The 26907-nt window shown below is 60.2% G+C and carries 27 protein-coding genes; 15 read left to right on the top strand and 12 right to left on the bottom strand.

The window, feature by feature from the left end:
* Nucleotides 1-15: 15 nt before the first annotated feature.
* Entirely contained in the window at nucleotides 16-969 is a 954-nt protein-coding gene (locus ACP7BN_RS25375; RefSeq protein ID WP_420649478.1) for a methyltransferase, read from the bottom strand.
* An 11-nt stretch (nucleotides 970-980) separates the two neighbouring features.
* Nucleotides 981-2357, bottom strand: coding sequence for an iron-containing redox enzyme family protein (locus tag ACP7BN_RS25370; RefSeq protein WP_426206569.1), 1377 nt, complete (start codon nucleotides 2355-2357; stop codon nucleotides 981-983).
* Nucleotides 2358-2668: 311 nt separating this feature from the next.
* Between ACP7BN_RS25370 and ACP7BN_RS25365 the strand changes: the two genes are divergently transcribed.
* On the top strand, nucleotides 2669-3127 hold the full coding sequence (locus ACP7BN_RS25365; RefSeq protein ID WP_426206568.1) for an REP-associated tyrosine transposase: 459 nt from the start codon (nucleotides 2669-2671) through the stop codon (nucleotides 3125-3127).
* Between the two features lie 184 nt (nucleotides 3128-3311).
* On the opposite strand, the gene ACP7BN_RS25360 is transcribed toward ACP7BN_RS25365, so the two are convergent.
* Nucleotides 3312-4064: a tellurite resistance TerB family protein gene (locus ACP7BN_RS25360; protein ID WP_426206567.1), complete on the bottom strand. Its 753-nt coding sequence runs from the start codon at nucleotides 4062-4064 to the stop codon at nucleotides 3312-3314.
* 258 nt (nucleotides 4065-4322) lie between these two features.
* On the opposite strand from ACP7BN_RS25360, the gene pcsA reads away from it, so the two are divergent.
* Nucleotides 4323-5045 (top strand): phosphatidylcholine synthase, encoded by a 723-nt coding sequence (gene pcsA, locus ACP7BN_RS25355; RefSeq protein WP_420649590.1) that lies wholly within the window; start codon nucleotides 4323-4325, stop codon nucleotides 5043-5045.
* A gap of 40 nt (nucleotides 5046-5085) precedes the next feature.
* Here the strand turns inward: pcsA and ACP7BN_RS25350 are convergent, their stop codons facing one another.
* A complete protein-coding gene (locus ACP7BN_RS25350; protein WP_426206566.1) occupies nucleotides 5086-5898 on the bottom strand; it encodes a class I SAM-dependent methyltransferase in 813 nt (270 codons plus the stop codon).
* Nucleotides 5899-6111: 213 nt separating this feature from the next.
* Here ACP7BN_RS25350 and ACP7BN_RS25345 point away from each other — a divergent pair, with 213 nt between their 5' ends.
* The gene (locus ACP7BN_RS25345; RefSeq protein ID WP_426206565.1) at nucleotides 6112-6573 is read left to right on the top strand and encodes a GNAT family N-acetyltransferase; all 462 of its coding nucleotides are present in this window, start codon (nucleotides 6112-6114) and stop codon (nucleotides 6571-6573) included.
* Nucleotides 6574-6591: 18 nt separating this feature from the next.
* Here ACP7BN_RS25345 and ACP7BN_RS25340 read toward each other — a convergent pair whose 3' ends face one another.
* On the bottom strand, nucleotides 6592-7806 hold the full coding sequence (locus ACP7BN_RS25340) for a cytochrome c biogenesis protein DipZ (protein ID WP_426206564.1): 1215 nt from the start codon (nucleotides 7804-7806) through the stop codon (nucleotides 6592-6594).
* 280 nt (nucleotides 7807-8086) lie between these two features.
* Between ACP7BN_RS25340 and ACP7BN_RS25335 the strand changes: the two genes are divergently transcribed.
* The 6 genes from ACP7BN_RS25335 to ACP7BN_RS25310 all read left to right on the top strand — a co-directional run bounded on the left by ACP7BN_RS25335 (nucleotide 8087) and on the right by ACP7BN_RS25310 (nucleotide 15733).
* Entirely contained in the window at nucleotides 8087-8827 is a 741-nt protein-coding gene (locus ACP7BN_RS25335) for a response regulator (RefSeq protein ID WP_426206563.1), read from the top strand.
* Entirely contained in the window at nucleotides 8824-10128 is a 1305-nt protein-coding gene (locus ACP7BN_RS25330) for an ATP-binding protein (RefSeq protein ID WP_426206562.1), read from the top strand. The genes ACP7BN_RS25335 and ACP7BN_RS25330 overlap by 4 nt, the downstream gene beginning before the upstream one ends.
* Nucleotides 10129-10220: 92 nt before the next feature.
* Nucleotides 10221-12401, top strand: coding sequence for a hypothetical protein (locus ACP7BN_RS25325; protein WP_426206561.1), 2181 nt, complete (start codon nucleotides 10221-10223; stop codon nucleotides 12399-12401).
* Nucleotides 12388-13422: an NAD(P)/FAD-dependent oxidoreductase gene (locus ACP7BN_RS25320; protein ID WP_426206560.1), complete on the top strand. Its 1035-nt coding sequence runs from the start codon at nucleotides 12388-12390 to the stop codon at nucleotides 13420-13422. Before ACP7BN_RS25325 ends, ACP7BN_RS25320 begins: the two co-directional genes overlap by 14 nt.
* Before the next feature lie 387 nt (nucleotides 13423-13809).
* A complete protein-coding gene (locus tag ACP7BN_RS25315) occupies nucleotides 13810-14856 on the top strand; it encodes a methyltransferase domain-containing protein (protein ID WP_426206559.1) in 1047 nt (348 codons plus the stop codon).
* Between the two features lie 49 nt (nucleotides 14857-14905).
* A complete protein-coding gene (locus tag ACP7BN_RS25310) occupies nucleotides 14906-15733 on the top strand; it encodes an NAD-dependent protein deacetylase (protein ID WP_426206558.1) in 828 nt (275 codons plus the stop codon).
* Between the two features lie 21 nt (nucleotides 15734-15754).
* Here ACP7BN_RS25310 and ACP7BN_RS25305 read toward each other — a convergent pair whose 3' ends face one another.
* Entirely contained in the window at nucleotides 15755-16642 is an 888-nt protein-coding gene (locus tag ACP7BN_RS25305) for a LysR substrate-binding domain-containing protein (protein ID WP_426206557.1), read from the bottom strand.
* A 146-nt stretch (nucleotides 16643-16788) separates the two neighbouring features.
* Between ACP7BN_RS25305 and ACP7BN_RS25300 the strand changes: the two genes are divergently transcribed.
* Genes ACP7BN_RS25300 through ACP7BN_RS25290 form a run of 3 tightly spaced genes read left to right on the top strand, consistent with a single transcriptional unit; the run spans nucleotide 16789 to nucleotide 19370 of the window.
* Nucleotides 16789-17487: a CoA transferase subunit A gene (locus ACP7BN_RS25300; protein ID WP_426206556.1), complete on the top strand. Its 699-nt coding sequence runs from the start codon at nucleotides 16789-16791 to the stop codon at nucleotides 17485-17487.
* 24 nt (nucleotides 17488-17511) lie between these two features.
* Nucleotides 17512-18177: a CoA transferase subunit B gene (locus tag ACP7BN_RS25295; RefSeq protein WP_420649490.1), complete on the top strand. Its 666-nt coding sequence runs from the start codon at nucleotides 17512-17514 to the stop codon at nucleotides 18175-18177.
* 11 nt (nucleotides 18178-18188) lie between these two features.
* Entirely contained in the window at nucleotides 18189-19370 is a 1182-nt protein-coding gene (locus ACP7BN_RS25290) for an acetyl-CoA C-acetyltransferase (protein WP_426206555.1), read from the top strand.
* A gap of 214 nt (nucleotides 19371-19584) precedes the next feature.
* Here ACP7BN_RS25290 and ACP7BN_RS25285 read toward each other — a convergent pair whose 3' ends face one another.
* The gene (locus ACP7BN_RS25285) at nucleotides 19585-20115 is read right to left on the bottom strand and encodes a chalcone isomerase family protein (protein ID WP_426206554.1); all 531 of its coding nucleotides are present in this window, start codon (nucleotides 20113-20115) and stop codon (nucleotides 19585-19587) included.
* A gap of 143 nt (nucleotides 20116-20258) precedes the next feature.
* On the opposite strand from ACP7BN_RS25285, the gene ACP7BN_RS25280 reads away from it, so the two are divergent.
* A complete protein-coding gene (locus ACP7BN_RS25280; RefSeq protein WP_426206553.1) occupies nucleotides 20259-21026 on the top strand; it encodes a hypothetical protein in 768 nt (255 codons plus the stop codon).
* 86 nt (nucleotides 21027-21112) lie between these two features.
* On the top strand, nucleotides 21113-21679 hold the full coding sequence (locus tag ACP7BN_RS25275; protein WP_426206552.1) for a hypothetical protein: 567 nt from the start codon (nucleotides 21113-21115) through the stop codon (nucleotides 21677-21679).
* 3 nt (nucleotides 21680-21682) lie between these two features.
* Here the strand turns inward: ACP7BN_RS25275 and ACP7BN_RS25270 are convergent, their stop codons facing one another.
* From ACP7BN_RS25270 to ACP7BN_RS25260, 3 genes are all read right to left on the bottom strand, one after another.
* Nucleotides 21683-22399 carry an alpha/beta hydrolase gene (locus ACP7BN_RS25270; RefSeq protein WP_426206551.1) on the bottom strand — a complete coding sequence of 239 codons (717 nt, stop codon included), beginning with the start codon at nucleotides 22397-22399 and terminating at the stop codon, nucleotides 21683-21685.
* 248 nt (nucleotides 22400-22647) lie between these two features.
* On the bottom strand, nucleotides 22648-23427 hold the full coding sequence (locus tag ACP7BN_RS25265; protein ID WP_420649496.1) for an ABC transporter substrate-binding protein: 780 nt from the start codon (nucleotides 23425-23427) through the stop codon (nucleotides 22648-22650).
* A gap of 224 nt (nucleotides 23428-23651) precedes the next feature.
* Nucleotides 23652-24086: a rhodanese-like domain-containing protein gene (locus ACP7BN_RS25260; protein WP_426206550.1), complete on the bottom strand. Its 435-nt coding sequence runs from the start codon at nucleotides 24084-24086 to the stop codon at nucleotides 23652-23654.
* Nucleotides 24087-24188: 102 nt separating this feature from the next.
* Here ACP7BN_RS25260 and ftrA point away from each other — a divergent pair, with 102 nt between their 5' ends.
* Nucleotides 24189-25163, top strand: coding sequence for a transcriptional regulator FtrA (gene ftrA, locus ACP7BN_RS25255; protein WP_426206549.1), 975 nt, complete (start codon nucleotides 24189-24191; stop codon nucleotides 25161-25163).
* Nucleotides 25164-25311: 148 nt separating this feature from the next.
* On the opposite strand, the gene cobF is transcribed toward ftrA, so the two are convergent.
* On the bottom strand, nucleotides 25312-26067 hold the full coding sequence (gene cobF / locus ACP7BN_RS25250; RefSeq protein WP_426206548.1) for a precorrin-6A synthase (deacetylating): 756 nt from the start codon (nucleotides 26065-26067) through the stop codon (nucleotides 25312-25314).
* Complete coding sequence (locus tag ACP7BN_RS25245) at nucleotides 26064-26636, bottom strand: histidine phosphatase family protein (protein ID WP_426206547.1); 573 nt, start codon at nucleotides 26634-26636, stop codon at nucleotides 26064-26066. Before ACP7BN_RS25245 ends, cobF begins: the two co-directional genes overlap by 4 nt.
* Between the last annotated feature and the right edge of the window lie 271 nt (nucleotides 26637-26907).

Genomic DNA, 26907 nt, shown 5'->3' with positions numbered 1-26907 from the left:
CGCACCTGCCTTGTTTCAGCCAATTCGGGTCACGGTCAGCGCGACCACAGCAATCCGGTCGACCCGTTGATAACCGGGGTTGAGCAGTTCCTCGCCGAATACGTCGGGATCGAGTTCGCGATAGGTCCAGCCGAAGCGCTTTTCATCCAGTCGCGGCAGCACCGTGTCGATAAACGGATCGCGGCCATCGACCATCGCCACCCCGGTGTACAGCAGCAACGAGCCGCCGGGCGCCAAGTGATTGAGCGCCTGCTCGACGATACGCAGCGACAGCCCGGCGCCGAGTGTGCCGCCGCCATGGCGATAGGCGCGTCCGGCGGGGTCGGCCATGTACGGCGGATTGGCAACAATCAGATCGAATTCGCCGTCGACGCCGCGCAGTACATCGCTGGTTTGCACTTCGACATTGGCCACCTCGGCCAGCGCTGCGTTGATAGTGGTCAGGCGCAGCGCGGCCGGGTTGATATCCACGGCGAAGACTTCTGCCTCGCGGCGGGCGCGGGCGATCAGGATCGCGCCAACCCCGGCGCCACAGCCGATGTCGACCGCGCGCGTGACTGGCGCGTAACTCTGCTGCAAATGGGCATGAATCAGTTGCGCAAAACGATAGGTGTCGGGGCCGAAAAACACAGAGTCGGCAGCATCGGTCGGAAATCCTGAATGCACGAACAACAGATCATCCAGGCTCGACCAACGGACGCGGCTCTTGAGGCGGCCATCGTAGGTATCGATGATTTGGGCTTCGTGCAATTGGCGTTGTTCGTCGGCTGACAGCAGCCCCGGTTCGAATGGGCGCGACCAGCCAAACACGTCGCGCAGGGTTTCGGCAGGCTCACCTTCGTCGCGCTGATTGACGCGCTCGTGGGTCAGCGGGGTCGGGGTGATGAACCGATAGCCATCGGCCTGCAAGCGCCGGCCCAGTTGCAGCAGCGCGAGGTCGTTGGCGGACAATTGGTCTTCCTGGATCATTGACGATTTCCTTAACGCAGACTGGATTTGAGTTCGATAAAACGCCGCGTGGCGAGCAGGCCGGCCGGGTGCGCATGGCGGGCCGGAGCGAGCCACGGGATCAGCGCCGCGATCTGTGCGTGACCGTCCAGGCCTTGCAGTGCTTCGTTTAGCTGCTGCACATCGGGATCCTGCTCCGGCACCTCCAGCGGCGGTGCGACCTGGCTATGGCGGCGGGCGGCACTGGGCGGTTGCGCAGGCGACCAATTCCCGGCGATCCAATCGTGCAGCAGGCGTTTCTCGTAGGGGCTGAACACGCCGAACATCGCCGCGCCGTCGCCTTCAATCAACTGCCAGAAACGGCTGGCTTGCGGATCTTCATTGCGCTTGATCCAGGCTTTGTCTTGCATGGCTTGCAGAAAACCCGGCAATTGCTCCGGTGTGGCCAGCCATTGATTGACGGTCTGGCCTTCGAAGCGGCAGTAATCGGAATGCATGTGCTGGCCGAACGGACGTTTACGCTCAAGCATCGCCAGCAGTTCGTGCTCCAGATCGAAGGCCTCGATGATCGCGCGACTGCCCTGCCCCAGATCGTTGAGGCGATAACCGAGGGAAACCCGACGCAAGAAATCTTCGCGATCAGCCTCCAGCGGCAGCAGATCCAGCACTGCCTGCACGGCTTTTTGCGCGTGGCCGGTGCTGGCGTTGTCGATGGTCACGTGCAGGGTGAAGTAGTAGGGATCGATGCCCAGTTCGCTCAGCTCATAGCTACTGATGAGCAAATGCAATGGCAGTTGTTCATAGCCAAGGTTGTAGCCGATCGCCTCGGGCAAAAACTCATCGCCACAAACACCTAGCGCGAGTTGCAGCGCACCTTGCAGATAGCGCTCGTCGGCAATCGCGCTGCTGTCCTGCAAACCGTGTTCGGCGAGGAGTTTGCGGTAGATCACCACGTGGTTCTGCGCAGGATTGCCGTCGCCAAGTTCTTCCAGATAAGTGCACAGCAAGCCGTCGAAACGCGGATCGCGCCAGTGCTGCAACAGGCCGTACAGCCAGGCGCCGTCGACCAGTTTGGTCGGCGCCACCGCTTGTAGGAAATACAGCGCGTGCGCCTTGGTGCTGAAAAACTGCCGTGGCCCGCCGGCCTTGCGTTGTTGCAGGTAATCGGAATATTGCCGGGCGACATCAGCAGAGTGGGCAGCCACCCAGTCGTGCCACGACGATGGATCCCGTGGGAGTTCTTCCGGCAGATTTTCCGCACGTTGCAGGTGTTCGTGCAGAAACGATCGGGCCAGCGCCGACGGATTTTCATCGTGCAACAGCGTCTGATAAACCCGCCGCACGCTACCTTCGGCATTGACGAATTGAGGATGAGCCGGCGTCGATTGCAGGCGAGTCAGGACAGTCATGGCAAGATTCTCGGTCGGTTGGCAGGACGTTGATTCAACACGCCTCTACAACACCAGAGCGATCTGGCCCGCGAAAAATTCAATCGAGGTGAAAATTGCCCGGACGGACGGATGTTTCAGCAACAATCTGCCCGCGGACGCAATCCCCTGTAGGAGCTGCCGAAGGCTGCGATCTTTTGATCTTTTTAAGCGCAAGATCAAAAGATCGCAGCCTTCGGCAGCTCCTACAGTTACATCGTGCAATGGGTCGGATTCGCGGGGTTTCTGTTAGTCGCTAAGGTTCAGAGACAATGGATTTCTGGAGGCAATGGATGCCCGAAGCCGCAAGCAACTGTCGCCTTCGCAAAGGCCGATATTCCGAGGTTGGACGCGTTTACTTGCTGACAGCGGTTACAGATCAACGTCAGCCTGCATTTTCGGATTGGCGTATCGGGCGCTTATTGGTCGAACAATTAAGACAGGCTGAGGAAGCGGGATTAGTTACGTCGCTGGCTTGGGTCGTGATGCCGGACCATCTGCATTGGTTGGTAGAACTCCAACAAGGCTCCTTGGCAGAGTTGATGTGTCGAATCAAATCGAGAAGTTGTCGTTCGATCAATCTTAAGTGCCGTAGTCAGGTGCGGTTGTGGCAACGGGGCTACTACGATCGAGCGCTGCGCCGCGATGAAGATCTCAAAAGCGCTGCGCGTTATATCGTTATGAATCCTTTGCGAGCCGGTTTAGTCCAGCGTTTGGGCGACTATCCGTTGTGGGATGCGATTTGGCTTTGAAGATCAACGTCAAAAGATCGCAGCCTGCGGCAGCTCCTACAGAGAGCACGCATTCCAACTATAAAAATCTGCCCGAACCTGCGATCTCCTCAAACGAAATGGCGTCCCACAGCGCACAGTCGCCCAAATGCCATGGGGAAACGCGGAACTCTGTAGGAGCTGCCGCAGGCTGCGATCTTTGATCTCAGGCGGTGCCTTTTGCCTGCTGTTCCAGATGCACTTGCAACTCGGGATCGATCTGCAACGCTGCCGCCAGTTCGTCCAGATAATTACGTTCGGCGTCTTGTTGGTCGTCCACCAGCATGACGCTGGCGAGGTACATTTCAGCGGCTACCGCCGGGTCATTGTGCGCGGCTTGGGCGACTTCGGCGGGGTCGAGGGGTTTGGCGACTTCGGCGTCGAGCCATTGCTGCAGTTGCGGATCGTCGGTGTGGCGCCCGATTTCGCTGCTGATCAGGTGTTTTTCCGAGTCGTCGATCCTGCCATCAGCCTTGGCCGCTGCAATCAACGCGCGCAGCACGGCGTGGCTGTGTTCTTCAACTTGCGGGCCGGCGAGCAGATCGGCCGTTTGCGGCACTTGCTGCGGTGCGGCGCTGGCCTGGCTGCGCTGCCAGGCTTGATACGCCTGATAAGCCATCATCCCAAGCGACGCCAGTGCCGCGTAATTGGTGCCGCCGGAACGACGCTGCGTGCCGCCACCCAAAGCGCCACCCAAGCCACCAGCGCCGCCGCCCAGTAATCCGCCGAGCAAACCACCCAGACCGCCCAAGCCGCCCAAGCCGCTACCGGCAGAAGAACCACCGCCGGCAGCGCTACCGCCGCCCAACAATCCGCCGAGCAAACCGCCAAGGCCGCCACCGGCCGGAGCAGCACCACTTTGTTGACCACCGGAGGCCTGGCCTCGCAGCAGTTGTTCGAGTAAATCGCTGGTGTTCATGACGGCGTCCTCAGGCTAAGGCGTGACTGCGTCTGGCAACGATAGACGCCTGCTGCGGTTGCGCCAGCACCGTTTGGCTGACGCGGCAGGCGGGGCGCAATTTGTGCAGCGTAAACCATTCGCGGCAGGCTAAGATTCATGGAGGGTGAACCTATGCCGGCGCGACCGGTCGATAGCTGCATCCCCCGACCCGGTGCGCCGGCGCCCTTGCTGCCTGAAGGTGCAACCGGCTTGTATGAATTTCTGGAGAACGCCCCCGTGATATCGACCGTCCACATCGCCAGGCTCAAGGCCTGGGGCGCCCATGGTTTTACCGCGACCGGCGTGGTCACCGCGTTTCTGGCCACCCTCGCCCTGCTGGAGAACCAGCCGACCCATTGCCTGATGTGGCTGGGCGTGGCGCTGATCGTCGATGGCCTCGACGGCGCACTCGCGCGCAAAGTCAACGTGCAATCTGTGCTACCGAGTTTCGACGGCTCGATCCTCGACCTGGTGATCGATTACCTGACGTACGTGTTCATCCCGGCACTGTTTATCTACCGCTATATTCCGCTGCCCGACTACACCCTGCTACTGAGCGTGTCGCTGATTCTGGTGTCGTCGCTGTTCTGTTTCTGCAACGTCAACATGAAGAGCAAGGACAACTACTTTGTCGGCTTCCCGGCCGCGTGGAACGTCGTTGCGCTGTGCCTGTACATCATCGCGCCGGGGCCGTGGATCACTTTCCTGACCGTTATTGGCCTGGCACTGCTGACCGTGACGCGTATGAAATTCCTGCACCCGTTTCGCGTGCGGCGCTTCATGCCGATCAATATTGCAGTGACGGCGATCTGGCTGCTGTGCAGTTTGTCGCTTGTGCTTAACCATCCCGTGATCAATCCGCTGGTGATGGGGTTGTGGCTGCTGGCGTCGGCTTACTTTCTGGGGATCTGCATCTGGCGCACGGCGCTGGAGTGGTTTGATGGCGCCTCTCTGAAATAGTCGATTGTGCGGGAGCGAGCCTGCTCGCTCCCGCGATGATTCACCGCTTGGTAATCACCACTTCCAGATACTCACTCGGCACCACCATCGAATCCGGCCCCGCGCGGTTCATACGCTCGATCAACTCCGTCAAATCCCCTTCCAGCGCCAAGCCACTCTCCGGCGGCAATGCCGCGAACGCTTTGTGCACCGGCCCGTACCAGTGGCGAAAAATATCGATGAAGTGCGCCGCCGAGCGATAGCGGAAGTTGAAGTGTCGGCGGCTGATCTGCAGCAGGAAATGGCGTTCATCGAACTGCGAGTGCAGCCAGGCTTCCGCGCCCCAATTCGACGGCGGTTGCGCACCGGCAGGTGGCGGCAGGTGCCGGCCGAGGGTCTTGAACATCTGGCCGACGAAGCCTTCCGGCGTCCAGTTGGCCAGACCGATGCGCCCGCCTTTGCGGCAAACCCTCGCCAGCTCGGCAGCGGCCTTGACCTGATCCGGCGCGAACATCACCCCGAATGTGGATAGCACCACCTCGAAACTGCCATCGGCAAACGGCAGCGCTTCCGCGTCAGCGACCTGAAAGGTCACGTCCAGATGCTCGGCCCGCGCCCGATCCTGACCGCGCTCCAGCAGCGCCGCGACGTAGTCGGTGGATGTCACCAGGCATCCCCGCCGTGCCGCAGCGAGGGTGGCATTGCCATTGCCGGCAGCGACATCCAGCACCTCTTCATCGCAACGCAGGTCGCAGGCTTCGGCGAGGCTTTCGCCGACAATCTGCAAGGTGGTGCCGATGACGGCGTAATCGCCACTGGCCCAAGCGACTTTCTGGCGTTCCTTCAGGGCAGACAGATCAATCGGGGTACTCATGAATGGGTGCTCCAAGGCAGATTGGATCAGGCGGAATCTACTATCGCGCGGGGGTTGCATGGCGTCCCCGTCAATCGTCTGCCAATCCAGCAAAACCGGGGTTTCGCCGATGAATGGGCGGATTCTGTAAAGCCACCGAAACACTGCGGCGATTGCCAATGCACCTGCTAATCGGCTCTGATGCATTCCCGCCCCCGCCAACGGACTGCAACCATGTCTTTACGCTTCGAATGGCTAGCCGATCACATGCAGCACAGCGACACCTACGCCGCATGGATCCATCAGCAATTTCATTACGAATACGCCCAGCAACCGTTGGCCGAATGGCAGCGAGAATTCGCCGAGGGACAAACCAACGGCCACTGGCCGTGCCTGATCGCGCTGGAGGATGAAAAACTCTTGGGCGGTGCGGCGCTGGCGCGAGCGGATCTTGCTCTGCGGCCGGATCTGGGGCCGTGGCTGGCCTGCGTTCTGGTCAGCCCCGAATCCCGCGGCCAGGGCCTGGCTGAAAGACTGATCGAAGGCATTGCCGAGGAGGCAAAAAAACGCGGTCTGCCACGCATTTATCTGCACACGCAGAACAAGCAGGACTACTACGCCAAACGCGGCTGGACGGTGTTGGAGCGCTTTAGCGCCTGGGACAACGACCAATGGCTCATGGTGCGCGACCTCTGAGCCATTGTTGTTCGTGGTTTACGCAGCAGGCGCTTTCGCTTCCTGGAGCAACTGCTGAATCATCTGCTCCTGGGCTTCGTAGCGCCCTTCGCCAAAGTGGGTGTAACGCACCTGCCCCTTGGCATCGATCAGGTAGTGCGCCGGCCAGTACTGGTTGTCGAAGTTGCGCCAGATCGCGTAGTTGTTGTCGATCGCCACCGGGTAGGTGATGCCGAGCTTTTTCACCTGATCCTTGACGTTATCGATGATCCGCTCATAGCCATATTCCGGGGTGTGCACGCCGATCACCACCAGGCCGTCCTTCGCGTATTTCTGCTCCCACTCTTTGACGTACGGCAGGGTGTGCTGGCAGTTGATGCAGTCGTAAGTCCAGAAATCCACCAGCACCACTTTGCCGCGCAGGGATTCGGCGCTCAGTTCAGGAGAATTGAGCCATTGCACAGCGCCGGCGAGCGACGGCATCGCGCCTTTGCTCGCGTTATCCTCGATCGAGTCCGCACGTACTTTGCTGACCAGGTAGTCGACCACCTTCGGCACGTTTTCCAGTACTTTTTTCTCTACGGTGGCCACGCCTTCGGATGAAGTTTTCGCGAGCAGCAGATTGTCGGTTCCGGTAGCAATCACCGCTGCCGTCGCCAGCACTGCAACACCCGCCCCCCTGCGCAGCCAGCCGCTGAACGGAATCGACGGCTTAAGCCGATTGACCAGGCCGCGACCGGCGAATATCAACGCTCCCAAGGACAACGCACTGCCTGCGCCGTAGGCCAGCAGTAACAGGCTGGTCTGGGCATTGGCGCCTTGCAGCATCGCGCCAGTGAGAATCACTCCGAGAATCGGCCCGGCACACGGCGCCCACAGCAACCCGGTGGCGACGCCGATCATGACCGAGCGCAGCGGCCCGGCCTTCTTGCGGGTGTCCGGATCAAGGCGATTGCCAAGCATCACAAACGGCCGCGCCAGCCAGTCGCCGATCCGCGCCGAAATCAGCGACAGTGCGAACACTGTCATGACGATCAAAGCAATATGGCGACCGCTGTTGCTGGCCTGAATCACCCACTCGCTGCTGACCACCGCCAGGCTGGAAATCAGTGCAAAGGTCAGCGCCATGCCGCCCAGTGTCAGCAGGATTGAGGCACGACTGCGGTCGGCGCCAGCGAACAGAAACGGCACTACCGGCAGGATGCACGGGCTGAGGACGGTCAACAGGCCGCCGAGGAACGCTATGAGGAACATGGGATTCACCTTGAGGGCTATATTGGGCCGAGGCGCTGGGCATCGGCCTCGATGGCACTCATTCAAGGCTGGCGAGGTATCGGGCATGTGTCGGCAAATGCGGTGAATCAATCGCTATGTATCCGCACACGCCCGGGATACACAGCCATACAAAAGCAGGATATTTACCTGCGTGTGTATCCGGCGTCGTGCCAGATACACTGCAATACAAAGGCCGGCAGGCACGCTCGTAAAGGCTCGATAAACTGCGTGGCATTCCCCTTCGATTGAGGTTTGGCCCATGGATCATGTCGATCACATTCTCATCGTCGACGACGACCGCGAGATTCGCGAACTGGTCGGCAATTACCTGAAGAAAAACGGCCTGCGCACTACCGTGGTCGCTGATGGCCGGCAGATGCGCAGTTTTCTCGAAACCAACACGGTCGATCTGATCGTGCTTGACCTGATGATGCCCGGCGACGATGGCCTGGTTCTGTGTCGCGAACTACGCGCAGGCAAACACAAGGCCACGCCGGTATTGATGCTCACCGCGCGCAACGATGAAACCGACCGCATCGTCGGTCTGGAAATGGGTGCCGACGACTACCTGACCAAACCCTTCGCCGCTCGCGAGTTGCTGGCCCGGATCAACGCCGTGATGCGCCGCACGCGGATGCTGCCGCCGAATCTGATCGTGACTGAAAGCGGTCGGCTGCTGGCGTTCGGTCGCTGGCAGCTTGATACCTCGGCCCGGCATCTGCTCGACAGCGACGGCACCATGGTTGCCCTCAGCGGCGCGGAATATCGACTGTTGCGGGTATTTCTCGATCATCCGCAACGGGTATTGAGCCGCGATCAATTGCTCAATCTGACTCAGGGTCGTGACGCCGATCTGTTCGACCGTTCCATTGATTTGCTGGTGAGTCGCTTGCGCCAGCGCTTGCTCGACGACGCGCGTGAGCCGGCCTACATCAAAACCGTGCGCAGCGAAGGTTATGTGTTCTCGCTGCCGGTGGAAATTCTCGGTGCGCCAGCATGAGTTTCGCCCTGCGCTGGCCGCGCACCCTGGCTTCGCGAGTGTCGTTGATCTTCCTGATCGGGCTGATCCTGGCGCAGGCGCTGTCGTTCGGCGCGCAGTATTACGAGCGCTATCAGAGCGCGAAAAACACCATGCTCGGCAACCTCGAAACCGACGTGTCGACTTCAATTGCCATACTCGACCGCTTGCCAGCCGAAGAACGCCCGGCGTGGCTCAAGCGCCTGGCGCGCAACAACTACGGCTACCTGCTGAGCGAGGGTGAACCGGGTACGCCTATCGGCCCTGGTGATGTGCCCATTGCCGTCACCTCGATCACCGATGCAATTGGTGATGCCTATCCGCTGACCTTCACCGACAACCCCGGCCCGCAAAAGCACTTTCAGGGCCACCTGCGCCTGAGCGATGGCAGCCCGGTGACCATCGACGTGCGCCCGGCGATGGTGCCGCTGTCGCCATGGTTACCGGTGGTTTTGCTCGGGCAATTGGCGCTGATGCTCGCCTGCACCTGGCTGGCGGTGCGCATCGCCATCCGCCCGCTCACGCGTCTGGCCAACGCCGTGGAAACGCTTGATCCCAATGCCCACCCGATCAATCTCGACGAACAAGGCCCGAGCGAAGTGGCCTACGCCGCCCGCGCCTTCAACGCGATGCAGGCGCGGATTGCTGCGTATCTCAAGGAACGCATGCAACTGCTGGCGGCGATCTCCCATGACCTGCAAACGCCGATCACCCGCATGAAACTGCGTGCCGAGTTCATGGACGACTCGCTGGAAAAGGACAAGCTGTGCAACGACCTTGGCGAGATGGAGCATCTGGTGCGCGAGGGCGTGGCCTATGCGCGAAGCATCCACGGTTCGACCGAGGAAAGTCGGCGTACTGATCTGGACTCGTTTCTCGACAGCCTGGTATTCGACTATCAAGACATGGGCAAGGACGTGCAATTGCGCGGCAAAAGTCAGGTGGTGATCGACACCCGCCCACATGCGTTGCGCCGGGTACTGGTGAATCTGACGGATAACGCGTTGAAATTCGCCGGTGCGGCTGAGCTGCTGGTTGAACGCAACAGTGGCGGTCTCTCGATCAAGGTCATGGATCGCGGACCGGGGATTGCCGAAGAGGAACTGGTCCACGTGATGGAGCCGTTTTATCGCGTGGAAAACTCGCGTAATCGCAGCACGGGCGGCACGGGATTGGGACTGGCGATTGCCCAGCAACTGGCGATGGCGCTGGGGGGATCGTTGATATTGAGCAATAGGGAACGTGGCGGACTGTGCGTCGAGCTGAAGTTGCCATCAAGCTGAGCGCCATCGGTCGCTACTGTCAGATCTGACAGTAGCCGACCACGCGAAATTGCTGTGGGATAACACCTCGCTCAACCGTCGCGTGGTCATCCATGTCTCTGCTCGATACCGTTGCCCAAGCCTGTCGGCGACTTGCACCCTACGGCTGGCACTCCCTGATGCTCGCGCATGGCCTCGACATCCTCGCGGTTCCACTCAAGGCCGAATTGCTCAAACCGCTGAGTATCAACCGCAAGGTTCCCGGTTTCGCAGATTTTTGTATGGCCGGCAATCGGGCGATCGAACCGTTGCGGCCAGAGCAAAGCCTGCTCTACCACGCATTTGCTTCACCTCGCGTTACCGTAGATGCCAGCGGAGCACCGCTGGGAACGTATCCCTCCCCTGCAGAGATCGAAGCGGTTCTGAATTATGTGTTCGGCGTCAATCCGCCCACGCTCAGAGATCTGCAGCGACAAGTTCAAGACGCGCCGCTGGCGGTGGCAGTATTCGCCAGCGAATACCGCTGCGCCGCCGACACCGTGCACGGCGAGCACGCTGATCTGTGTTTTTCCCGTACAGGCATAGCGCGTGTCGGCAACACCGACGCGTTGTATAACCCCCAACTGCGCTGTTTTTTGCCGTTTGTGGAAGATTCTGCGTATGGCATCCGAGTGATGCCGGTGCAATACAGCGCCTGGATTGCCGTGCAACTTCAAGGAAATGCCGAACAGTTCGGGCCGATGGATTTCCAGTCGGACGTCGATCCCGCACTGAAATTCTGGGTGCCGATACACAAGTTGTTCAATGGCAAGGAATGCCTCGCCCGGCACGATCTGAAGCTGAAGTTCGAGCATTTTCATATCAACGACAAGATTCGTCATATACACCTGCGCCACACCGGGACAGGATGGCAGGAGCCGGATATTTCCCGGGCGCCCTTTCTCGTCACCGACGGTCTGGCAACGTTGAAGGTCGAACCTGGATCGGGATCGGCTCTGCTGCTGCCTGAGGCCAAACCCCGACTCGCCGAACCGGCATATTACCAGGGGCAATTGCTGTCCTTCATCATGCCCAAAAACTCCGGAGGCATGATTCATGGCCGATCGATGCTGCACGACGATGGCACAGTAGAGGATCTCAACCTTCGAGTTGGCGTGGCCGAGTTGGTGAAACAAGGTGGATATCGCGCCTTGCACTATCAGGACAGCACAGCCGATGGATACATCCGCGCCCGGTGTACGGCACTGCAACAGTTGTTATCGATAGCCGCCTATTCGATCATTGGGCCCATGGATTTTTTCCCGTTCTGCAACCAGCGGCGCCTGATGCGCTGGGCGCAACAGGTGCCGGCCTTTGCCGACCCGAACATCTGGAATGCCCGACTGGAGGCCTTGTCAAATGTGCGCTACTGCGCCAATTTGACGTTCGAGGGTCTGCCCTTTTCCCCTCAGGATCGGGGAGTGACGGCAATTGTCGGATTACCACACCAGTCTGGCACGCCATCCTCCGATAACCTGCGCTTGGCCGAGATTGACCGTCCAACTAACCTGCCGGATGGTGCCGCCGGACTTTTCGCTCCGGGTTGGGACACAGGCTGGATTCGTCAACAGGAACCGGATGGCAGTTGGATCAATTTCCTCGCCGGTTATCAGTTGGCGAGTCCTTTCACCGAGGATGTGAAAATTTGCTCGGCGCTGAGTTCTTTCTGGCCCGGTCTGGTCCCGGACGGTACCGGCAGTTTCGAGCAGCGCGCCAGCCTACATACCATCATCCCGGTATCCAGTGCAGAATCCGGAGTGAGCGGTATCGCCTGGGACAATCAGCCCACCCCGCAACTGATAGAGGATGAAGGTCAGACGTACGTTCGCTACGGTGCTTACGACCATAGCGACTACACCAGAGTCGCCGTTGCTAACAAGTTCTCCTTGCAACTGACCGGCGCGGTCACACAACAGCAATACCAAAACCGGGTGCTCTCGATGTACCGCGTGTACAACGTGCTCGGGGCCGGCACCGACAAGGTCCTGCGCAGCTTGTGGCCGCTGCGTTCCTTCATTGATGTTCAGTGCCCGGACGCAGAGCTGTCGGTTGCACAACAGCAGGTAGGCCTGGTGTTGCGAGGCTGGATCTATCGCTTCCATGTGTACGAACGGGGCGCCGAAAGCACACCTCCTGAAGATTTCAAATTGAGGGATGTGCAGGTCAAACAACAGGTTCTGCTGTTCGTCAGTGCCGATACGATACTGATCAAAACGCAAAATGCCGAATGGCAACTCGCCCTTGAAGCCCTTTGACGCAGTGGTGATCGGCGCCGGCCCGGCGGGGTGTGCGGTGGCAATCACTTGCGCTCTGCGCGGTCTGCGCGTGGCGCTGGTCGAACGCCATACGTTCCCACGGTTTCGACCTGGCGAAAGTCTGCATCCGGGCGTCGAACCACTGCTGCAGCAATTGGGTATCGCCGGGCAATTGTGCTTGCAAGATGCCCTGCGCTTCGACGGGCACTGGGTGCAATGGAGCGAGCCGCTGCGTTTCCACGCGTTTGGTGGCGACGATAGTGGTCCGTGGCGGGGCTTCCAGATTGCCCGGGCAAGCCTGGACGCGACGTTATTGCAGCGCACCGTAGCGCTCGGGGTTACGGTGCATCAACCGTGTCGTGCACTCAAGGTGCTCACCCACGACAATCGCGTGACCGGCGTACACACTGATTCCGGCCCCGTCTACGCCGAATTCCTGATCGATGCCAGCGGCGCATCAGCATGGTTGCATCGCCAGTTGGGCTTGGCCTTGCGCCGCTGTTCACCACGCCTGGTGGCACGTTACGGTTACGTTCAGGGTTGTCCGGCGCCCTATCAACAGGCTCCGCATTTTTTCGCCGAAGACGGTGGATGGACATGGGTCGCCAGGGTGCAGGAGCAGTTGACGCACTGGACCCATCTGGCGTTTGACGTACACAACCCGCACGCGCCAAGCGTTCCCAAAGCGTTGCGACACTTGCCCTCGAAGGGTGCCATCCTGGGCGCCGATGTCTCGTGGCGTATCAGCACTGCGGCGGCCGCCAGCGGTTACTTCATGGTTGGCGACGCGGCCAGCCTGCTCGATCCGGCGTCTTCTCACGGTGTACTCAAGGCCCTGATCACCGGCATGCAGGCGGGTCAAGCGGTATACGATTGCCTTGAGCACCCCGTTGTGCAGCCTTCAGCGCAGAAGCAATACCGTCACTGGCTTGGCACCTGGTTTGAGCACGACATGACGCAACTGCGCCGTTTCTACGAACTTCACCCCAATCCTCCAGGCTGGTTGATCCCCCGGATTTGATTCAGACGACGCCCACTACAGCCTCCTCATGCATCTGCCGCAGCAATGCCAAACCGCTGTTCATGAATGCAGGGCTGTGTCCGGCTGATTATCCGGGCCGAGCATTTGCACCGGCCACGTATAAGCCAACGGCCAAGCCAGTGCCGAGACCTGCACCGGCCGCTCTCCGCGAAGAGGCCGGAACAGTCAACATCTTCAACACTTACTTGACGCCATCGCGGGCAAGCCCGCTCCCACAGGATTAAAGAACGGCTAGACTCTGTAATTACCCAGTCGAGGGGGCCGCAGGCGTCGTGAGCCCTGCCCGTTTCCACGACCACCGCCCGGTGGTGCATGCCTCGACTCCCAACGCCACCGGACTGTGATCCTGTATCAGGAGCACATGACATGGACGAGGCCAGACTCAACGAATTCATGGGCAAGCTGGTCAACGACATGGGCGGCGCAGCGATGCTCGCCAATGTCATCCTCGGCGAAGAACTTGGGCTGTATCGAGCGATGGCCGACAGCCTACCGATCAGCGCCGAATCCCTTGCCGAAAAAACCGCCTGCAATGCGCGGCTGCTGCGCGAATGGCTCAGCGCCCACGCTGCTTCCGGCTACATGGAACACCTTGACGGCAAATTCCGCCTGCCGGAAGAACAAGCGCTGGCCCTGGCCAAAGAAGACTCCTCGGTGTACGTCGCCGCGGGTCTCGGCGTGGTGGCAGCGCTGTTCCATGACAAAGACAAAATGGTCAAAGCCATGCGCGGCAGCGGCGCGCTGGCGTGGGGCGACCACCATCCGTGCATGTTCAGCGGCACAGAACGGTTTTTCCGCCCCGGCTATAAAGGGCATTTGATTGCCGAATGGTTGCCGGCGCTGGACGGTGTCGTGGCGAAACTCGAAGCAGGCGCGAAAGTCGCCGATGTCGGCTGCGGACATGGTGCATCCACGGTGATCATGGCGCAGGCTTATCCCAACTCGCGGTTCGACGGTTTCGACTATCACGCGCCGTCAATCACTGTCGCCACTCAGCGTGCAGAAGAAGGTGGTGTGAGCAGCCGGGCCAAATTCTTTCAGGGCTCGGCGAAAAATTTTCCCGGCGAGGATTACGACCTCGTGTGCTTTTTTGATTGCCTGCACGACATGGGCGACCCGGTCGGCGCGGCGAAGCATGCTTATGCATCGTTGAAAGATGACGGCACGGTGCTGCTGGTCGAGCCGTTCGCCAACGATACGCTGGATGAAAACATCACCCCGGTCGGACGGTTGTTCTACGCGGCCTCGACGTTCATCTGCACGCCGAACTCACTGTCGCAAGAAGTTGGCCTCGGGCTGGGTGCGCAGGCCGGTGAGGCGCGGTTGCGCAAGGTGTTCAGCGAGGCCGGATTCAGACAGTTCCGCCGCGCGACGCAGACACCGTTCAACCTGATTCTGGAGGCGCGTAAATAATCTCGAGTGCTACTCTGCTGGCACCTCAACGCCTGCGGAGCGCTGCCTCATGCCCGACTCTCTCGACTACGTGCTCGAAGCCATGGCCGGCGGCGACTTTGTGGTGCTGACCGGCGCGGGCATCAGCACCGCGTCGGGGATCCCCGATTATCGCGACAGTGATGGCGTGCGCCGTGGCCGGCAGCCGATGATGTATCAGGAATTCCTCTCCGCGCCCGAATCGCGGCGCCGCTATTGGGCGCGGGCGATGCTCGGCTGGCCGCGGGTGCGCGTGGCGCGGCCGAATGCAGCACACGAGGCTCTGGCGAATCTGCAAAACCATGGGCGGATCAGCGGTCTGATCACGCAGAACGTCGACACCTTGCACGATCAGGCCGGCAGTCATGACGTGGTCGAGTTGCATGGCAGTCTGCATCGGGTGCTGTGTCTGGATTGCGGAGAGCGCAGCGAGCGTGATGCGATTCAGCAACTGATGGAAGCGCAGAATCCTTATCTGGCCGGAGTCGACGCGGTGCAGGCGCCGGACGGCGATACCCTGCTCGATTCTGCGTTTGAAGCGCGGTTTCAGGTGCCGCACTGTCCGTATTGCGCAGGCGAGCGGATGAAACCGGATGTGGTGTTTTTTGGTGAAAACGTGGCCCAGGCCACAGCGGCCAAGGCGATGGCTGCGGCGGAGAATGCAGCGGGGATGTTGGTGGTTGGATCGTCGTTGATGGCGTATTCGGCGTTTCGCCTGTGCCGGGTGATTGCGGATCGCGGCAAGCCGTTGATTGCGATCAATCTGGGCAAGACGCGGGCGGATGATTTGCTGAGTCTGAAGCTCGAAGCGTGTTGTGAACAGCTTCTGCCCCTGCTGGCCCAACACTTCACCCCCTGAACACACGCCCTGCGGCCCCTCCTACACGGATTGGTGTTCAGCCTTGAGGATGTCAAATAGCGCCTGCGCCGCCGCCGACAATTCATTCCCCGGCTCCGTCAGCACGCCAATCGCCCGCTCCACCACAGGCTCATGCAACGTCAGACACCGCGCGCCTAATTCGCGCATCTGCCCCGCGCACAACGCCGGTACCGCGCTCACGCCCAGGCCACTGGCAACCATCCGCCCGACCGTAGCCAGTTGATGGCTTTCAAATTCCACCGGTAACTTCATCCCTCGCGCCTGCAAGTGTTCTTCCAGCATCACCCGCACAGTCGATGGCCGTTGCAAGGTAATGAACGGTTGCTGCAGCAGGGTTTCCCAGTCGATATCAGTACGTTCGGCCCACGGTGAATCCTGTGGCACCACCGCAACGAAGCGGTCCATGTACAGCGGCGTAAAGGTCAGTGAAGTGCTCTGCATCGGCTCGAACGCCACGCCCAGCTCGACCTGCCGATCACGCACCATTTCATGCACCTGTTCGTTGATCACGTCGTTGACTGTCACGCTGACGTTCGGATACAGCGCGCGGAAGGTCTTGAGAATCGGCGGCAGCAGGTTGCCGGCAAACGACGGCATCGCCGCCAGCGTCACGCGCCCGCGTTGCAGGCTGAAGCGCTGACGCATTTCGTCTTCGGCGTTGTCCCAATCGGCGATCAACCGGCGGGCCAGCGGCAGTAACGCTTCGCCTTCCGGAGTCAGCGCAACGTTACGCGTGTTGCGGCTGAACAGCCGCCCGCCCAGCCCCTCCTCCAGCGCCTTGATCGTCAGACTGAGCGCCGATTGCGACAGGTGCAGACGCTCGCAGGCGACCGCGAAACTCAGGCTCTGAGCCACAGCAAGAAAGGCGCGAATCTGTTTGATGGTCATGGGCGCTATGCTTCCCGAACTGTCGCGAATGAATTGATGAGCTTTATCAATCAATCAACCGTAAAAATCAACTTAACAAATATATCCACCGGCGCGACACTCCAGTCACTCGGCTAGCCAGCCTACAAACAATAAAAGAGGTGCATATGGCAGGTTTCGACAAGCGCGTGTATTCCTACGAGGAAGCTCTCGCCGGACTTGAAGACGGCATGACCGTAATCGCCGGTGGCTTCGGTCTGTGCGGCATTCCGGAAAACCTGATCGCCGAGATCAAGCGCAAAGGCACCCGCGACCTCACCGTCGTTTCCAACAACTGCGGCGTCGATGGCTTTGGCCTTGGAGTGCTGCTCACCGACCGCCAGATCAGCAAGGTTGTCGCCTCCTACGTCGGCGAAAACAAACTGTTCGAAGAACAACTGCTCAGCGGTGAAATCGAAGTCGTCCTGACTCCGCAAGGCACTCTCGCCGAAAAAATGCGCGCGGGCGGCGCCGGCATCCCGGCATTCTTCACCGCCACCGGCGTCGGCACTCCGGTTGCCGATGGCAAGGAAGTGCGTGAATTCAACGGTCGCAAGTACCTGATGGAAGAATCCATCACCGGCGACTTCGCCATCGTCAAAGGCTGGAAAGCCGACCACTTCGGCAACGTCATCTACCGCCACACCGCGCAAAACTTCAATCCGCTGGCCGCCACTGCCGGCAAGATCACCGTGGTCGAAGTCGAAGAAATCGTCGAGCCCGGCGAGCTCGATCCGGCGCACATCCACACGCCCGGCATCTACGTCGACCGGGTCATTTGCGGCACGTTCGAAAAACGCATCGAACAGCGCACCATCCGCAAATAATTCAGGCCTACGGAGAACAACAACATGGCACTTTCCCGCGAACAAATGGCTCAGCGCGTCGCACGCGAAATGCAGGACGGCTACTACGTGAACCTCGGCATCGGCATTCCGACCCTGGTCGCCAACTACATTCCCGAAGGCATGGAAGTCATGCTGCAATCGGAAAATGGCCTGCTCGGCATGGGTCCTTTCCCGACTGAAGAAACCATCGACGCCGACATGATCAACGCCGGCAAACAAACCGTGACCGCACGCATCGGCGCTTCGATTTTCTCCTCGGCCGAGTCCTTTGCGATGATCCGTGGCGGTCATGTCGACCTGACCGTGCTCGGCGCATTCGAAGTGGACGTCGAAGGCAACATCGCCTCGTGGATGATCCCCGGCAAACTGGTCAAAGGCATGGGCGGCGCCATGGATCTGGTGGCCGGCGCCGACAACATCATCGTCATCATGACCCACGCGTCCAAGGACGGTGAGTCGAAACTGCTGCCACGTTGCAGCCTGCCGCTGACCGGTGCCGGGTGCATCAAACGCGTGCTGACAGATCTCGCCTATCTGGAAATCGAAAATGGCGCTTTTGTCCTCAAAGAACGCGCACCTGGCGTCAGCATCGAGGAAATCGTCGCCAAAACCGCAGGTAAACTGATCGTCCCGGATCACGTACCGGAAATGCAGTTCGCTGCCCAGTGAGGAATTCGCACATGCAAGACGTCGTAATTGTTGCCGCCACGCGCACCGCGATCGGCAGTTTTCAGGGTTCGCTGGCCAGCGTATCCGCCGTAGACCTGGGCGCTGCAGTAATCCGCCAGTTGCTCGAACAAACCGGTCTGGACGGTACGCAGGTCGATGAAGTGATCATGGGCCAGGTGCTGACTGCCGGCGCCGGCCAGAACCCGGCGCGTCAATCGGCGATCAAGGCCGGCCTGCCCCACGCGGTGCCGGCCATGACGCTGAACAAGGTCTGCGGTTCGGGTTTGAAAGCTTTGCACTTGGGCGCTCAGGCGATTCGTTGCGGCGACGCTGACGTGATCATCGCCGGCGGCCAGGAAAACATGAGCCTGTCCAACTACGTGATGCCTGGCGCACGCACCGGTCTGCGCATGGGTCACGCACAAATCGTCGACACCATGATCAGCGATGGTCTGTGGGATGCCTTCAACGACTATCACATGGGCATCACCGCCGAGAATCTGGTCGATAAGTACGAGATCAGCCGCGAACAGCAAGACGCATTCGCCGCTGCATCCCAGCAGAAAGCCGCTGCTGCCATCGAAGCCGGGCGTTTTGTCGATGAAATTACTCCGATCCTGATCCCGCAGCGCAAGGGCGATCCGGTTGCGTTCAAGGTTGATGAGCAACCGCGTGGCGAGACCACGGCCGAATCGCTGGCCAAGCTGCGCCCGGCATTCAAGAAGGACGGCAGCGTCACCGCTGGCAATGCTTCGTCGCTGAACGACGGTGCTGCCGCGGTAATTCTCATGAGCGCCGAGAAAGCCAAGGCTCTCGGCCTGCCGGTGCTGGCGAAAATCGCTGCCTACGCCAACGCCGGGGTTGATCCAGCAATCATGGGCATCGGCCCGGTTTCGGCGACTCGCCGCTGCCTGGACAAGGCCGGTTGGTCAATCGAGCAACTTGATCTGATCGAAGCCAACGAAGCCTTCGCTGCGCAATCGCTGGCAGTGGCCAAGGACCTGCAGTGGGACATGAACAAGGTCAACGTCAACGGCGGCGCCATCGCCCTCGGCCATCCGATTGGCGCTTCGGGCTGCCGCGTGCTGGTGACGCTGTTGCATGAAATGATCAAGCGCGATGCGAAGAAAGGTCTGGCGACCCTGTGCATTGGCGGCGGTCAGGGCGTGGCACTGGCGCTGGAACGCGCGTAAGCCAAAACGAGCACTACAGAGTTTTACATAGCCTCTGTGGCGAGGGAGCTTGCTCCCGCTCCAGTGCGCAGCGCTGGCAAAAATCTCTGTTCACACGAAGATTTTCAGGGGCCGCTTCGCAGCCCAGCGGGAGCAAGCTCCCTCGCCACAATTGGTATTCCAGTCTGTTTCAGCATGCAGGCTGATTCCAGCCCATGCCCGACAGCATCGGAACTCACTTACCCAACAACTGCCGGCGCAATTCGGGATTGCGCGTGCGCGGATCCAGCCAGATATCGAAAAACGCCCGGGCGAACTGCGGATCGTCAATTTCATGCTGCAGGCGCTGACCGACGAAGAACTGCGCGCCCTCCCCTGGCAGATAAACACCGGTGATTCGCGTCCCGGCCTGCACGTCGACAAACGCCTGCTGCATCTGCGTCTGCCAGCCGGCCAGTTGCGCGGGGCTGACAGCGGAACCGGCCAACCGCTTGATCTCATCGACACTCGCCTGCACCAGATCATCGCGGGAAATGTTGCGCTGATAGATCAGCTCCAGCGCAAACGGTTGCCCCTCCGCCAGCGGTCGCGTCGTGCTCCACAGTCGCGCGTTGTACACGTCGAAACCGAACACGCTGAACTCCCCGGTGCCGATGATCTGCGCGCCGGGCACCGCTTCCTGCCAATTGGCCGACGCTGGCGAGATCAGCAGCGCTAACAATCCAATGCCGCAGAATTTGCGTAACACCTTCGGCACTTTGTTCATTGCGGCATCAACTCCAGGACGTTCGTTAATCAGAGTTTAGTCGGGTCCGGCCCAAAATTTTGTATACAAAAACTGCATATCCATGCAGCAATCTGCTATTCCCAATGCTAACGTGACGACCTGCCCCCGACGGAGACACCCGCGTGCTGATCCTCAAACTACTGCTGATTCCCGGATTTCTGCTGCTGATTTCCCTGGCGGGCAAACGTTGGGGGCCAAGCGTAGCCGGATGGTTGTCGGGGTTGCCGGTGGTGGTCGGGCCGATTCTGTTTTTCCTCGCCATTGAACAGGGCACCGCGTTTGCTGCGCAATCGGCGGTGGCGGCGCTGTCGGCGATGTTCGCGATGATTGCGTTCTGCATCACCTATGCGCAGGTCGCGCAGCGGGCGAACTGGCCGTTGGCGCTGATCACTTCGCTGGCTGTGTGGGCCACGCTGGCAGTGGTGTTATCGCTTATCCCTGCGTCGCTGCCGTTTTCGATTGCCGCTGCTGCGATTGCGCTACTCGCTGCGCCATATCTGTTTCCAAAGGTGCAACCGGTGGCCAACAGCAAGGCGCCGAAGTCGGACAAATTGATCTGGCGGATGATCGCCGGCGCCGCGTTGACGCTGCTGGTCACCCTGCTCGCCAGCACGGTCGGCGAACGCTGGAGCGGATTGCTTGCGGTGTTCCCGGTGCTTGGCAGCGTGATGGCGGTGTTCTCGCAGCAGACGCGCGGCCCGGCATTTACCGCTGCGTTGCTGCGGGCGACGGCGACCGGGATGTATTCGTTTTCGGCGTTTTGTCTGGTGTTGGCGCTGACGGTGCCTAGCCTGGGTTTCGGCGGATTCGGCATCGCTGTCGCGGTCTCTATAGCGATGCTGGGTGTCACCCGGCAGTTGCTGGCCAAACCGGTTGCCGCCCGCGCCTGAACACGCTCAGACAAACCGCTCTGGAGTGCCGGGGGCGCTCCGTGGGATGATCGCCGCCCAAGCGCGACCATCCCTCGGAGATTCGAATGTCATTGCTTAGCAAGAAAACCGTTGTCCTGTTGCTGGCAGCGGTCGTCGGTTTCGCCGCCATTAATGCTCAGGCGGCCAAGGCCAAAGAACAGGCACCGACGCAGAAAGTCTCGCTGCTTGGCGGCAAGTTCACTTTTGTCCTGCCCAAGGGGTTCAGCGCCGATCCGCTGCCAGCCAGCGCGACCGGCGCCACGGGCACGATGTACACCAACCCAACCACCAAGACTGTGGTGATCGCTGCGGAAAACCAGATTCCCGGCGGCAATAACGTCAAGGACAACGACAGCGAGTTCCTCGACGGCACCGTGGCCGATTTCGTCGACGCTCAGCGCAAAGCCCTGCCGGACTTCAACAAGCTCAGCGAAAAAAGCCTGACCCAGAAAGGCAGCGGCCTCGGCCTGCGTGAAGTCGACAGCACCGCCACTCAGGGCGGTGGCCAGACCCTCAACACGACACTGATGGCCGGTTCCGGCACGCGCATGGCGCTGGTGCAGGTGATTTCCCGCGCCAGCGACAAGAGCGGCCACGACGCACTGATCAGAACCATCCTCAAGGACAAGTGATCGTCACGGGTTGAGCTGTTGCAGCCAGGCGCTCAAGTCGCGCAATTCGGCCGCAGTGATGCTGTGGCCGATGCCCGGATAGGCATGAAATTGCGGCTTGTATGAAAGTTTCTGCAACAGCGCATCGGCTTCGGTGCCCGCGCTGTATGGCACGCGGTCATCCGCCGTGCCGTGGCCGATGAAGATGCTCAGCGGCGGACGCTGTTGATCGGCCTCGAGCTCCGCCTTGAGCACCGGCAGCAGACGCCCGCTCAAGGCCGCGATCCCGCCGACCACAGCAGGCTGGCGCAGCCCCACTTCGTAGCTCATCATCGCGCCCTGACTGAAACCGATCAGGTACACCTTGTCCGGTTGCGCGTGATATTTCTGCGCCGCTGCCGCGATAAAGTCGCGCAATTTCTGCGCGCTGACCTTCAGATCATCGGTCTCGCCGTTGTAGGCACCTTCGCCCTTCTTGCGAAACCACTGGAAACGTCCTTCGCCCAGCGCCATCGGCGCCTGCACCGACAGGTAGTTGTACTGCTTGGGCAGCTGAAACTTCATGCCGATCAGATCCGCTTCGTTACTGCCGTAACCGTGCAGAAAAACCACCAGCGGGCGCGGCTCGGCATCAGGGTGGACCTGCTCCAGGTATTTCAGCGGCAGATCGCCTTGCAGCGTGGTTTGAGCGTGGACGACGGTCGACGCCAGCAGGGTCAACAGGGCAAACATCTTCAACATGAGCGTTCCTTCACGGGGTGCAGGGTTCGGGGCAGAGCCTAACACTGTCCTAAAGTTGCAGCGCCTGGAATGCCGCCATCGCCAGCAGGCTGGCTCCCACAATTAGATCGCATTCCTCTGTCGGAACGCGATCACTGCGGGAGCTAGCCTGCTAGCGATTGGCACAGTGCAATGGCGTTGCCCGGGATAAATCACGGGCACAAAAAAAGTGGCCTCCGCGTAACGGGGCCACTTTTTTCTATTGCGTATTACTGACCGTAGACGTCGAAGTCAAAATACTTGTCCTGCACTTGCTTGTACTTGCCGTTGGCGCGGATTTCAGTGATGGCGGTGTTGAATTTGTCCGCCAGCTCTTTATCGCCCTTGCGCACTGCAATGCCAGCGCCGCCGCCGAAGTATTTGGCGTCTTCGTAGGTCGGGCCAACGAATTCGAAGCCTTTGCCGGCGTCGGTTTTCAGGAAACCGTCGCTCAGGTTGACCGAGTCGGCCAGCATCGCGTCGAGACGACCGGAAGTAATGTCCAGGTTGGCTTCCTGCTGCGAGCCGTAACGCACCAGTTCGATGCCGGCCGGCACCAGCACTTCGGTGGCGTAGCGGTCGTGGGTACTGGCGCGCAACACGCCGACTTTTTTGCCTTTGAGCTCGGTCAGCGGGTCTTTCACGCCGGAGCCTGCCTTCATCACGAAGCGCGCCGGGGTGTGGTAGTACTTGATGGTGAAGTCGACGTTTTTCTTGCGGTCGTCGGTGATGGTCATCGAGGACAGGATCGCGTCGATCTTCTTCACTTTCAGCGCCGGGATCAGGCCGTCGAATTCCTGCTCGACCCACGTGCACTTGACCTTCATCTGCTCGCACAGCGCGTCGCCGATGTCGACGTCGAAGCCGGTCAGCTTGCCGTCAGGGGTTTTCATCGAGAATGGCGGGTAACCGGCTTCGATACCGATGCGGATCGGTTTTGCGTCATCAGCCACAGCCGTCAGAGACAACATCGACAGTGCCAAGGCACCGAACATCACTAGCTTTTTCATTTATTACTCCCGTGTGCGGAGACTTTTATTGGCAGCTTTGGATTCAGCGTTCGGTGATGGCTTTTTAGGAGCAAAAACCGAAGTGGTCGGCAGTCTATGGCGGCGCGCACGGGGCAAATTGTTTTTAAGCGACAATTACTTACATAAAATCGGCGACTGACGGGTGGTAGGAAAGGTGTGCGCCAGAGCGGTGCACACGTTGTAGGACAAAGCCCGATTTTGTCTCAGCAATCACATGGGATGGGCGTAAGCGCCGTTTTTGCCTGGGCCACACTCAACTGGAATCCTTCATCCAGCCACCCGGTCACCCCGCCGATCATTTCCTTGACCGGATAGCCCAGCGCCGCCAGTTTCACCGCCGCCTTGTTCGCGCCGTTGCAGTGCGGGCCTGCGCAATAAACCACAAACAATGTGCTTTTCGAGTAGGCCGCGAGCCCGTCGGCAGTCAACCCGCGCCCCGGAATATTGATCGCCCCCGGCACATGCCCGCGCTCGAAGGCCAGCGGCCCGCGCACGTCCACCAGCACAAAATCGACTTCGCCCGCCTGCTGGCTGCTGAAGACGTCGGAACAATCGGTTTCGAAGGTCAGACGGTTGCTGAAATGCATCAGGGCAATCGCCGACGGGGCGGCAGGGATTTGGCGAACCAGGCTGGTCATGCGGTGTTGCTCCTACATCTGCTTGGGTGTGAACAGACTTTATCGAGCTGATGCTTGCGGCTACAGTGGCGCACAAGACACTCACCGGGAAGTTTCCGCCAAATGCCTGAATCACCTGGATTGGTCGCCATCCTCGCCTACGACGGCCTCTGTACATTCGAGTTCGGCATCGCCGTGGAGATCTTCGGTCTGGCGCGCCCGGAGTTCGATTTCCCTTGGTACGAGCACTGCATCGCTGCGGTCGATCAAGGGCCGATGCGCGCCATGGGCGGCATTCAAATACTCGCGGATGGCGGGCTGGAGCTGTTGGCGCAGGCGCGCACCATCATCATTCCTGGCTGGCGCGATCGCAGTGCTCAAGTGCCGGAAGAATTGCTCGATGCACTGCGACAGGCCCACGCTCGCGGTGCGCGGCTGCTGTCGATCTGCTCAGGCGTGTTTGTACTGGCGGCCAGCGGCCTGCTCGATGGGCATGGCGCGACGACGCACTGGCGCTACACCACGGAACTGGCCGAGCGTTTTCCGGCGATCGCGGTCGATCCGGATGTGCTGTATGTCGACTCCGGCCAGTTGATTACTTCGGCGGGCAGCGCGGCGGGGATCGACGCTTGCCTGCATTTGGTCGCGCGGGACTTCGGCACTCAGGTGGCCAATTCCGTGGCACGGCGGCTGGTGATGTCGCCGCAACGCAGCGGCGGTCAGGCGCAATTCATTCCCACCCCGGTCAGCCCGACGCCGCGTAGCGATCTGTCGCGGGTGATGCAATGGGCACGCGAGCGTTTGCATGAACCACTGGAAGTACGCGATCTGGCCAGCGAAGCGGCGATGAGCGAGCGCACGTTTTTGCGCAGGTTCTCCGAGGCTAGCGGCCAATCGCCGAAAGCCTGGCTGCAACATGAACGACTGGCCCGGGCACGTGAGTTGTTGGAGAGCACCCATCAGAACACCGAGCAGATTGCCGAGCGCTGCGGCTACCGCTCGGTGGAAAGTTTCCGCGTGGCGTTTCGCAGCGTGGTCGGTGTGCCGCCGTCGGTGTATCGCGAGCGCTTTGGGCACAAGGTCAAAGCGATTTCCTGAGCTGAATTTCAGTACGCCATCGCTGGCAAGCCAGCTCCCACAGGGTTTTGTTCTGTACTCAGAATAGTGTTCCAACGCAAAATCTGTGGGAGCTGCGGTGCGACGATTCGACTTGCCAGCGATGGGGCCGGGACAGTCGAGCTAAACCTCAAGGCTTGCGCAGCAAATAGGTGTCCATGATCCAGCCATGCTCGGCCCGCGCAGCCTTGCGCACTCGCTCGATCTGATCCGCGACATCCTTGAGCTTGCCGCTGATGAGGATTTCATCCGGCGTGCCCAGGTAGGCGCCCCAATAGATCTGCGTCTCGCGATCCGCCACCTGCTGGTAGGAATCTTCGGCATCGAGCATCACCACCAGACTGTCGGTGTCACTCACCTGCCCCGCCGCCAGACGCCGCCCGGTGCTGATTTCGATCGAGCGGCCAATGGTGTTCAACGGCACTTTATGTTGCGCTGCCAACGCCTGAACGCTGGTGATGCCGGGAATCACTTCGAACTCGAAAGCACAGCGGCCCGAGGCCAGAATCGCCTGAAGAATGCGCACCGTGCTGTCGTACAACGCCGGATCGCCCCACACCAGAAAACCGCCGCACTGGTCGTCAGACAATTCGTCATTGATCAGCCGTTCGAAGGTCTGTTGCTTGGCGCGGTTCAGATCATCGACGCTGGCGCTGTAGTCCACATCGCCGCGCTCGCGCTCCGGGCTGTGGGCTTCGGCGAAGCGGTACGTGGGATCAGTGATGTATTGCTCGCAGATTTCACGACGCAGGTCGATCAGTTTGTCCTTGCTCTGGCCCTTGTCCATGAGAAAGAACACGTCCACGCGATTCAGCGCCTTGACCGCCTGCATGGTGATGTAGTCCGGGTTGCCCGCGCCAATGCCGATGACCAGCAATCGCTTCATGAATCCGCTCCTTGAAGGTCGATACCCGGCAAGCGTAGCCGCCAGCGCCCGGTAAAACTCAGTTCGACCGCGGCCAATGGCTCGACGTCGATGCAATTCGCCGCGCTGCCCTGCATGACTTGCGTCAGCGCAGCGCGAATCACGAACGGGTGAGTGATCGCCACAATATGTCCCGGCGTGTATTGCAGGGATGCCAGCCACACGGCCACGCGCGCGCCGAGTTGCGCGACAGACTCACCGCCATGCGGAGCGGCGTGCGGATCGTCGATCCAGGCCTGCAGCTCTTCAGGCTCCTGACGCTGTAAATCCTTGATCGACTGACCATGCCAGCGTCCCCAGGCGCAATCGCGCAGTGCGTCATCTATCTGCGCATCGGCGCCGAAGTATTCGGCGGTCTGGCGAGTGCGCAATTCCGGGCCGCAGATCAGACGTGAACGCTTGTCGAACCGGGGCGCCAACGAGTAGGACGCCAACCCGACATTTTCAACAGGCTCATCTGTAGGAAAACACGCCAGTTTCTGTGCGACGGTTCGAGCGTGGCAAATCAGAGTCAAACGGGTGGCCAGCACGGTAAGGCACTCGGTTGGAGAAGTCGGTAAGACGCATTTGGGCAGCCATTGTGCCGTAATCCGCGGCACCCAGGGCATCACGGTGAAGCGTTCAACCGCAAAGAAGCGGAGATATCTGACACCGCAATGGGCGATGGACTACAACCACGATCGACATCCATGTAACCCCTGCTACACAGGCGTCTTACACGATTTAAAAGCTCAAACGTATCCGCTAAAAATTCACTAGACATGTAGCGTCAGTTACATAAATACTGTTTTAACGGATTAT

It is taken from the genome of Pseudomonas sp. TWP3-1, assembly GCF_049896625.1.
Classification (GTDB): domain Bacteria; phylum Pseudomonadota; class Gammaproteobacteria; order Pseudomonadales; family Pseudomonadaceae; genus Aquipseudomonas.
The sequence above is the reverse complement of the archived record's forward strand: the minus strand, read 5'-3'. Positions and strand labels throughout refer to the sequence as shown.

Excerpts from the sequence above, each read along its gene's own strand:
- ACP7BN_RS25275 (WP_426206552.1), top strand. The coding sequence starts at position 21,113 with ATGTCATTGCTTAGCAAGAAAACCGTTGTCCTGTTGCTGGCAGCGGTC.
- ACP7BN_RS25335 (WP_426206563.1), top strand. The coding sequence starts at position 8,087 with ATGGATCATGTCGATCACATTCTCATCGTCGACGACGACCGCGAGATT.
- ACP7BN_RS25285 (WP_426206554.1), bottom strand. The coding sequence starts at position 20,115 with ATGAACAAAGTGCCGAAGGTGTTACGCAAATTCTGCGGCATTGGATTG.
- ACP7BN_RS25330 (WP_426206562.1), top strand. The coding sequence starts at position 8,824 with ATGAGTTTCGCCCTGCGCTGGCCGCGCACCCTGGCTTCGCGAGTGTCG.
- ACP7BN_RS25295 (WP_420649490.1), top strand. The coding sequence starts at position 17,512 with ATGGCACTTTCCCGCGAACAAATGGCTCAGCGCGTCGCACGCGAAATG.
- ACP7BN_RS25325 (WP_426206561.1), top strand. The coding sequence starts at position 10,221 with ATGTCTCTGCTCGATACCGTTGCCCAAGCCTGTCGGCGACTTGCACCC.
- ACP7BN_RS25350 (WP_426206566.1), bottom strand. The coding sequence starts at position 5,898 with ATGAGTACCCCGATTGATCTGTCTGCCCTGAAGGAACGCCAGAAAGTC.
- cobF (WP_426206548.1), bottom strand. The coding sequence starts at position 26,067 with ATGAAGCGATTGCTGGTCATCGGCATTGGCGCGGGCAACCCGGACTAC.
- ACP7BN_RS25345 (WP_426206565.1), top strand. The coding sequence starts at position 6,112 with ATGTCTTTACGCTTCGAATGGCTAGCCGATCACATGCAGCACAGCGAC.
- ACP7BN_RS25260 (WP_426206550.1), bottom strand. The coding sequence starts at position 24,086 with ATGACCAGCCTGGTTCGCCAAATCCCTGCCGCCCCGTCGGCGATTGCC.
- ACP7BN_RS25310 (WP_426206558.1), top strand. The coding sequence starts at position 14,906 with ATGCCCGACTCTCTCGACTACGTGCTCGAAGCCATGGCCGGCGGCGAC.
- ACP7BN_RS25315 (WP_426206559.1), top strand. The coding sequence starts at position 13,810 with ATGGACGAGGCCAGACTCAACGAATTCATGGGCAAGCTGGTCAACGAC.
- ACP7BN_RS25370 (WP_426206569.1), bottom strand. The coding sequence starts at position 2,357 with ATGACTGTCCTGACTCGCCTGCAATCGACGCCGGCTCATCCTCAATTC.
- ACP7BN_RS25270 (WP_426206551.1), bottom strand. The coding sequence starts at position 22,399 with ATGTTGAAGATGTTTGCCCTGTTGACCCTGCTGGCGTCGACCGTCGTC.
- ACP7BN_RS25305 (WP_426206557.1), bottom strand. The coding sequence starts at position 16,642 with ATGACCATCAAACAGATTCGCGCCTTTCTTGCTGTGGCTCAGAGCCTG.
- ACP7BN_RS25290 (WP_426206555.1), top strand. The coding sequence starts at position 18,189 with ATGCAAGACGTCGTAATTGTTGCCGCCACGCGCACCGCGATCGGCAGT.
- ACP7BN_RS25340 (WP_426206564.1), bottom strand. The coding sequence starts at position 7,806 with ATGTTCCTCATAGCGTTCCTCGGCGGCCTGTTGACCGTCCTCAGCCCG.
- ftrA (WP_426206549.1), top strand. The coding sequence starts at position 24,189 with ATGCCTGAATCACCTGGATTGGTCGCCATCCTCGCCTACGACGGCCTC.
- ACP7BN_RS25300 (WP_426206556.1), top strand. The coding sequence starts at position 16,789 with ATGGCAGGTTTCGACAAGCGCGTGTATTCCTACGAGGAAGCTCTCGCC.
- ACP7BN_RS25375 (WP_420649478.1), bottom strand. The coding sequence starts at position 969 with ATGATCCAGGAAGACCAATTGTCCGCCAACGACCTCGCGCTGCTGCAA.
- ACP7BN_RS25365 (WP_426206568.1), top strand. The coding sequence starts at position 2,669 with ATGCCCGAAGCCGCAAGCAACTGTCGCCTTCGCAAAGGCCGATATTCC.
- ACP7BN_RS25360 (WP_426206567.1), bottom strand. The coding sequence starts at position 4,064 with ATGAACACCAGCGATTTACTCGAACAACTGCTGCGAGGCCAGGCCTCC.
- ACP7BN_RS25265 (WP_420649496.1), bottom strand. The coding sequence starts at position 23,427 with ATGAAAAAGCTAGTGATGTTCGGTGCCTTGGCACTGTCGATGTTGTCT.